The following is a 7,728-nucleotide window of genomic DNA, read 5'->3' as shown; positions in this document are numbered from 1 at the left end:
ATCAAGTCACCAAAAAAATGTGCGACCTCTTCCTGCCACCTTCCTCTCAAGTTTCTTTCATGATCAGGGGTGGCGTCTACCGAAATGATCGTTAGGTTCTTTGAAGATAGATGTAAAAATCAATGAAATAGTGTTATATCACCATGAGAATTATGATGGCAGTGGTTACCCGGACGGATTAATTGGTAAAGAAATACCATTTCTGGCACGTATTACCAGAATTCTTGATTCTTTTGAAACTTTAACAGATCAAAGACGCTATCAGCCTGGTGTCAGCAAAAGCAAAGCAATTGATATTCTTCAAAGGAATTCGCATTTATATGATCCTGATTTACTCGAATGCTTTGGCAAAATGCTAGATTCTAAAGAATGTTCTAATGGAATTGACATTTACTAACCATAGTTGCATATTCCGACATCAAAAGTTGCACATGCTAAAAACTACAATTCTGTCAATTCAAAAAGCTTCGCCGATCTGATTCTTGATAGTATTGGAATGTTAATAAATATCGGATATGTTTAACTGTAAAGCACTTGCCAGTTTAAGTAACTATCTTCTCTGTATTGACAATAGCCTATATACAGATGCTTTAGACAATCCATAATTTGCCATCAAATCTTTTATTAATACACCATTTGAACATTTGTAACGCAATTCTTCAATCTGAATATCAGTTAGTTTAGCTTTGCGACCAAAAGTAACACCATTATTTTTTGCTTTTTTTATACCTAGAACTATCACCCCACTGATTACGAAGCATATCTGCAAATTATAGTTATTTTTAAATCAAATACTTACAACGCTTGCCACAGCGAGAACTAATGTCACACAGTATCAATCAATGGTATTTCAGCGGTAGTTTGGCACAAATTTGACACATGCAGTTTTGGGAGAAAGCGGTAAAATTAGTCTTGATATAAGGCTTCACGTATTGGGGACTCATTATTTTAATGTCATGCCCCAATTTGTTAATCTCTCTAGCCCAGAAATGCGCACCGCCACATGCTTCTATACCGATCAAACAATGCGGCATGTTAGCTAAAAAAGGCAATAATTTCTTCCGTGACAACCGTTTTGTTAACACAATCTTGCCATGGACATTCATACCACATATGGTCGAGTAAGCCGGAGGAATTCCACCTCCAGCTCCTCACAGATTCCGTACGTGAACCTCTCGATTCATACGGCTCCTGTCGGCCATCCCATTAGCACCTCTCAATGCTAATACTACAGACAAAGCATGCGCTCCTCCCCGAACCGGGTTGGCAAGTGCTAAGCCTGAGCCAACATATCCCCTTCACTCCGTTTCCATTACAGGGGGTCCTTCTTTTTGCCACATGTCAATATAAAACGGATGGTTTGTGCCGACAGATCATTAATCTGTTGACAACCCAATTGACCTCAAGTAATTTAATACTAAATTTAATCTCTCTACTATAAGAGAAGCTACCCCTAACACACAAAAACCGCACAAAAACAAACCCTACAGGTAACAACGGACTCGATTTGTCAGGAGTTGTGGTACCAACAAAAATAAAGTAAAGGCAAAAGTCTTAACTCGCAGGTAGCTGCAGCAATTAGTAGCAAAATTTTTCAGTTGAACTGAGAGGATGCTATACGATGTTGGACGTAGTGGTTGGAAAATGGTCGATTAGCATTGGCGAACGCTTTGCGGTTTCGTTTCAGCGTACTTTGGTTATACCCGATGATGGCAAAACATATCCACTGCCACCAGGGCTCGGTGCTTTCCCCATACGTCGATTAGAAGACTACCACGATAGATTACCGCACCAATGGAAAAACAAGCGTGGCGCGTTCATTCCTATGTATCAACGCGAAGCATTATGGTTGGGTTTTCAAGGGGCCGTGTGGAAACCCAATGCCGCTAAAGTTGCAGTCGGTGGGATTAACGCCATTTCAGGAAGCGCTTATGAACCGGCATTGCACGCGGATGGGCAGGATTATATTGTTGTGCCAATGCAACCATGGTTGGACGGTATTAATACCGGAGAGGCGACAGTTCGACAATTTGTTGCCATGCCGTTGGGAGAAGGTTATAGCATCGAAGGTATGTTAACCGGACTTGAAGAACGCGGCGGGATTCAGATAACAGTGTTTGAGCCCAAGCCGGACCTGTTTCCCGAGCGAGCGCCTGTGGAAACAAAACGGGGTCCGGAAAAGACGGCTATGGCGCAAATGGGCATGGGTTTGGCGGCCGGTGGCAGAATGCGACAGAAAATTTATACTGACCCTTACGGTGTGGAAGTCTGGGACGAAAACAATTTAGGCCAAATAGAAGTATATATTGTAAATAGTCTGCAATATCGCGCACTGACTGGCAGCGCGCCCCCACCGACACCCATCGATGCCGCCACCTATACCCAATACGGTTTCCCCTGGTTTGATTTGTATGATGAGGCGCTTGAAGATATCGCATCTTCCGAAACATTGGAAGGCGTAAAGAGTATAGCCGATGTCGATCAGGCGCAGGGGCGGGATGCTAAAGAAACAACATCGGTGAATATTTCGGAGACACAAATAAAAAAACTACGTCCCGACAAAAAGGTTTAACCCACTCCGAGCATAACGTACTCGATAACCGTAAAAGGAGCCAGCCATGTCTGACATCAAAAAGATCTGCTACGACAAAATCTTACCCCGGGACTTGAAACGCGCTATTCCCTTTATGTCCTTTGGTCCAGCCGGCCGAACCCGTGCAATTGCACCCATCGGTAAAATGTGGATTAACGGTTCGACACTCGGCATTCGATTTATGGGGGGCACGGCTGATCAACATAATATTGTGAAGCAGTTCGCGCCCAAATGGACCCAGCATGCCAATTTGACGTTTGATTTTAATGCTCGGCCCGATGCGGATATTCGTGTTGCTTTTGCCGATGATGGCGCATGGTCCTACGTGGGTACCGACGCCAAATCCATTTCAGTGAACCAACCCACCATGAATTTTGGTTGGCTGGACGAGGCGGTAGTGCTCCATGAATTTGGTCACGCCATTGGCTTGGCGCATGAGCATCAAAATCCCGAAGGCGGGATTCAATGGAACGAAGCAGCGGTCATACGTGACTTGTCCCGTCCGCCAAACAACTGGGACGAAGCAACAATACGGCATAATGTATTAAACAAATATGCTCATGATCAAATCAACGGCACTGAATTCGATGCTGAATCAATTATGCTCTATAGCTTTCCTGCCGAATGGACCGTCGACGGCTTTCATACCGAACCCAATACGACACTGTCTGACATGGACAAATCCTTTATTGCCAGCGCAGTAATGTACCCAGGCAAAGCCTCTTCTGTAGTGGAACTACCAGTGACCGAAATCGAAGCCTATGAAGCTACTATTGGTCAACCTGGAGAAGAGGATTTATTTACTTTCACCGCCCGCTCTATTGGAACCTACACTATGGTAACTGAAGGACAAACCGATTTGGTGATGAAATTATTTGGCCCGGATAATCAGACTCAATTGGTGGCGGAAGATGATGATGGGGGACGTGGATATAACCCCAGAATTGTCGCGGATTTAGCCCCTGGTAAATATTATCTGCAAGTGCGCCATTACAATCGTTCCAGTGGTACCGGACCTTATGGCATTAAAGTATATAAATCTTATTAACAAATCTGTCGACGTTTGTTTTACCGATGAGGTTATAAGTTTATATTTTATAGATTACTTTTTGTCTGTCAGTCAGTGGCATGCGTTATCCGGACGCGTGTTTCTGGTACCAGGAGGCTATTCGAGAATAGTCATCGTAGCGAGGGAAAGCCATTTTGAGACAGATTTTTTGATCATTTGAGGCGAATAGTTATTCTATTTAACGAAAATGATCGGAAAATATGGCCAAAATGGTTGTTCCGCAGTAGATTATTCTATTCTCGGACAGCCTCCTAGGAGTTTGTCTTTTTTGAGCGGCTCCGGGTTGTGATGATGCGCTTGTAGAACTGTTATGTAGTAATTTTTCGATGAATCCTTTATCTTCGGAGGAAACAAGATGGCTATTCATTGGAGTAACTGGGCATCTCTGGGTAAAGCGCCGTCTGAATTGAGCCGCCCCTTCGTGCAACGTAATCAGGATGGCAGGCTCGAGGTATTTGCTCGTGGATCGAATGGGATATTTAATATCTGGCAGCGTTTTCCGAACGCCGGGTGGCATGAGCGTTGGTTCAACCTTGGCAAGCCTTCCGGACAAGTGCGAATTAACACTCATGTGGTTGGCCGAAATGCTGATGGCCGCCAGGAAATGTTTGCTGCAGGAGATGACAATACCCTCTGGCAAAAATGGCAAGTAGTCCCCAATGGAGGTTGGAGTGAATGGAAATTGATGAATGGGGCTGGCGGCGCACCTGCTGTCGGTGACCGGTTCACCGCCGGAAGCAATCAAGATGGCAGGCAAGAGATATCTGCCGTCGGCGGTGATGGTGATATCTGGCAGATTTGGCAAACAGTGCCTAATGGTGGTTGGAGTCATTGGTCAAGACTGGGTCGACCGCCTGTTGATATCCGCCAAGCTGATCGCATCACCGTGGGGTCAAATCTGGATGGTCGGCAGGAATTATTTGTAGTGGGCCGTGATGATGCGCTCTGGCATATCTGGCAGGTGGCGCCGAATGTCGGTTGGAGTGATTGGGAAAGCCTCGGAAAGCCTCGTGACCTGTTTGATGGCTCGGAACCACCTAAAGACCGGGATTTGTCCGAACCCGTCGTGCAGGAAAATCCTGACGGCCACTTAGAAGTCTTTGTGCCCGGCAACAAAGCATTCTGTAATCGTTGGCAGGAGGCGCCGAATAGTTCAACTTGGCGGCATGAAGGATGGAATGAGAAGCCGCCACCAAGACCGAATGTTGGAATCCACCGGCTTGAAGCGGCACTCGACGCTAGACGCCGTCGGGTTGAAGTAGTTGCCGTGGGTGACGATGGCGCGCTTTGGCATGCCTGGCAGATTTTCCATGAACCGTTCTGGAGTAAATGGGAGAACCTGGGAACGCCACCCGCTGGAATACAGCAGGCAGATCGTCTGACCGTCGGAACAAATCAGGATCATCGTCTCGAAGTGTTTGTGACAGGCAAAGATGGAGCCATTTGGCATATTTGGCAAACTCATTAAGTCGTGCCCGTTTTATTGCGTGAAGAACTGTCTCTCGGTCTGAATTTTCAGAGGGAGGCAGGGTTTTGTTTGCCAGATGACGAGTTTCACTCAAAAATGTAAGGAGGCAGTCATGTACGAAAATTTCGGTGCAGTTGTTTCTGATCACACAGTTGAGTTTAAGTTATTTTTTCCAGACACTGCAAAAGATTCGTCTCAATATATCAATGGCGGCTTGCCCAGAATCACGCGAATACAAGTGATCGGTGATTTTCAAAGTGAATTGGGCGTCAACAACTGGGATTTTGCGCATGCACCGGAGCTAGTGAAAACCGACCATCCCAATGGCATACTCTATACCTATACCATTGATCAGCTATCCGATGGATTCTATCAATATAAATACTTCGTTACTTATGACGACGGGACCACGCGTTGGTGCGGCGATCCCTGCAGCAAATATGTGGCGACAGAACATAAAAACGCCGCATTCGTTATCGGCGGCCATAGTACAAATGTCAAACCAATCGGCGAGCATGTTCCTTTTCATGACCTCGTCATCTATGAATTGATGATCGATGACTTTACCGCTGGCTTTCGGGAAAACAGGGCTCCGGTCGATGCCGTTAAAGACAAGATTGACTATCTGGCTGATCTCGGCATCAACGCCGTTGAATTCATGCCTTGGACGGCATGGCGGGGCGGGGAATTCAGCTGGGGATATAATCCCTTTCTTTTTTTGCGGTCGAGAACCGCTATATCGAAGACCCGGCCAATCCGCTAGATCGGCTCTACCGCTTAAAGACGCTCTTCAATGAGCTGCATCGCCATAACATTCATGTCATTATGGACGGTGTATTCAACCATGTCGACGCCGGTCTGAATCCGGGCAGAGGTTTTCCCTATCATTGGTTATACCTGGATCCTAATGATTCACCCTTTACCGGCGGCTTTGCAAGCGCCGGCTATTTCGAGGAATTTGATTACAACAACCGATGTACCCAACAGTTTATCTTGGATGTTTGCAAATACTGGCTGGATACCTACCAGATCGATGGCATTCGTTTTGATTACACTCTGGGTTTTCACCGTCCGAGCGAACCTCACCGGGGCATCACAAAACTCATCACCGATCTCAAGGACTATCTGTCTCAAACCGGCCGGAGCAATGTCGCCCTCATGCTCGAGCATCTGACCGATAATCGTTACCAAGCTATTGAAGATACTAACCAGATTTGCGCGACCGGCTGCTGGTATGACCGTTTCTTATACGATGTTCCTCAGCAGGCGATTGACGGCCATGTCAATACCCGGTTGATCCGTGTGCTGGATAGTGGACGGGATTTTGTTGCCGAAAAAGGACCGGTTACATACATAGAAAATCACGATCATTCCACCCTCATCAATCGTGCCGGTGGCCGGGACCGCTGGTGGAAAGCTCAGGTTCCACTGATCACCTTGCTTACCTCTCCGGGAGCCGTATTGATCCACAACGGACAGGAATTTGGTGAAGACTATTTCCTGCCAAACTCAGGCGCCGAGCGCGTTCAGCCGCGGCCACTGCACTGGGAATTTCTTGATGACGTGCCAGGACAACGACTATTAGCCTTACATCAAAAACTCATCCAAATGCGCAAAATGCATCCCGCATTGCAATCCTATAACTTTTATCCTCGGCATTATGATGAGAGATTGACACAATTCAATGATCAGGGTTATGGCATTGACGAATCCCGGGATATCGCAATTTATCACCGCTGGGGCACGGCAGAAGACGGTCAACTGGAACGCTTTATCATCGTACTGAATTTCTCAGATTACGACCATTATGTGAATGTTCCTCTTTCAACAAATGGCCTATGGCAGGATCTGCTCAATGGCGGGGAATACATCGTAGATAACTACCATCTGCCCAATCATTTGATTAACCCCAACTGGGGGAAAGTTTTTTACAGGAAGGGATAATTTTGGCTGTGGCACCAACATCATGTTTTAATAGAAAATTGGGTTTATCTGATATTCCTACACTTAAACACTCTTCTCAAAGCTCAACCCCGCTTCTTACTTTACTACAAGCGTTATTAGCCATTACAATGAAATTGTAACGTTTTGATTACGTGGCTTGTGTTGAAAAATTCTGATAATAGAAATAGAGGCATGATTTTTACCTCGTAATCATTCTGAGAAGTGGACCCCATTTTTTGGACAGGTAATCAATCCACATCAATGCAACTATTTGGACTATAAGTACAGGTTAGAGAGAGCCTATGCTTGCTAAGCAAAAGGGGCGTTATGATGGGTCCGTTTACAATTTCTGAACTGAGCCGAATGTTGGCCAATATTTAATAATGCCATTATCAAACCTCACGATATTTATTTGGTTTTAGGGAAGACCCCTGAAATGCGGCAAATCGCATATCGCGCATTATTTGAAAAACCAAGCCATTTGGATGAACTGGATATTCCAGTTAAAAGCTTATGAAGAGGGAATTCCTTACCAAACCCTGGTGTCTAACCCAATGGGATGGACTCCTCCACCCTTAATCGGCATCAATGTGCCAGACTAGAGTAACTATCAACTAGTCAAAGAAGAGAGGAGTCCGAGATGAACATTACACG

6 protein-coding genes are annotated in these 7,728 nt (G+C 45.7%); all 6 read left to right on the top strand.

Annotated elements, in window-relative coordinates:
* Window positions 1–100 precede the first annotated feature (100 nt).
* The 6 genes from BMY62_RS15390 (at window position 101) to BMY62_RS16395 (ending at window position 7,074) form a co-directional block, all read left to right on the top strand.
* Window positions 101–397 carry an HD-GYP domain-containing protein gene (locus BMY62_RS15390; RefSeq protein WP_090662038.1) on the top strand — a complete coding sequence of 99 codons (297 nt, stop codon included), beginning with the start codon at window positions 101–103 and terminating at the stop codon, window positions 395–397.
* Between the two features lie 1,224 nt (window positions 398–1,621).
* Window positions 1,622–2,572, top strand: a complete 951-nt coding sequence (locus BMY62_RS15385) for a hypothetical protein (protein WP_090662035.1) — start codon at window positions 1,622–1,624, stop codon at window positions 2,570–2,572.
* Between the two features lie 46 nt (window positions 2,573–2,618).
* Complete coding sequence (locus BMY62_RS15380; protein ID WP_090662032.1) at window positions 2,619–3,641, top strand: M12 family metallopeptidase; 1,023 nt, start codon at window positions 2,619–2,621, stop codon at window positions 3,639–3,641.
* Between the two features lie 376 nt (window positions 3,642–4,017).
* Complete coding sequence (locus BMY62_RS15375) at window positions 4,018–5,130, top strand: PLL family lectin (protein ID WP_090662029.1); 1,113 nt, start codon at window positions 4,018–4,020, stop codon at window positions 5,128–5,130.
* Between the two features lie 112 nt (window positions 5,131–5,242).
* Window positions 5,243–5,893 (top strand): hypothetical protein, encoded by a 651-nt coding sequence (locus BMY62_RS16400; protein WP_218143007.1) that lies wholly within the window; start codon window positions 5,243–5,245, stop codon window positions 5,891–5,893.
* Between the two features lie 62 nt (window positions 5,894–5,955).
* Window positions 5,956–7,074: an alpha-amylase family protein gene (locus BMY62_RS16395; protein WP_218143006.1), complete on the top strand. Its 1,119-nt coding sequence runs from the start codon at window positions 5,956–5,958 to the stop codon at window positions 7,072–7,074.
* Window positions 7,075–7,728 lie beyond the last annotated feature (654 nt).

It is taken from the genome of Nitrosomonas marina, assembly GCF_900111605.1.
GTDB classification, from domain to species: domain Bacteria; phylum Pseudomonadota; class Gammaproteobacteria; order Burkholderiales; family Nitrosomonadaceae; genus Nitrosomonas; species Nitrosomonas marina_A.
Note: the sequence above shows the minus strand (reverse complement) of the source record. Positions and strands in the feature narration are given on the sequence as shown.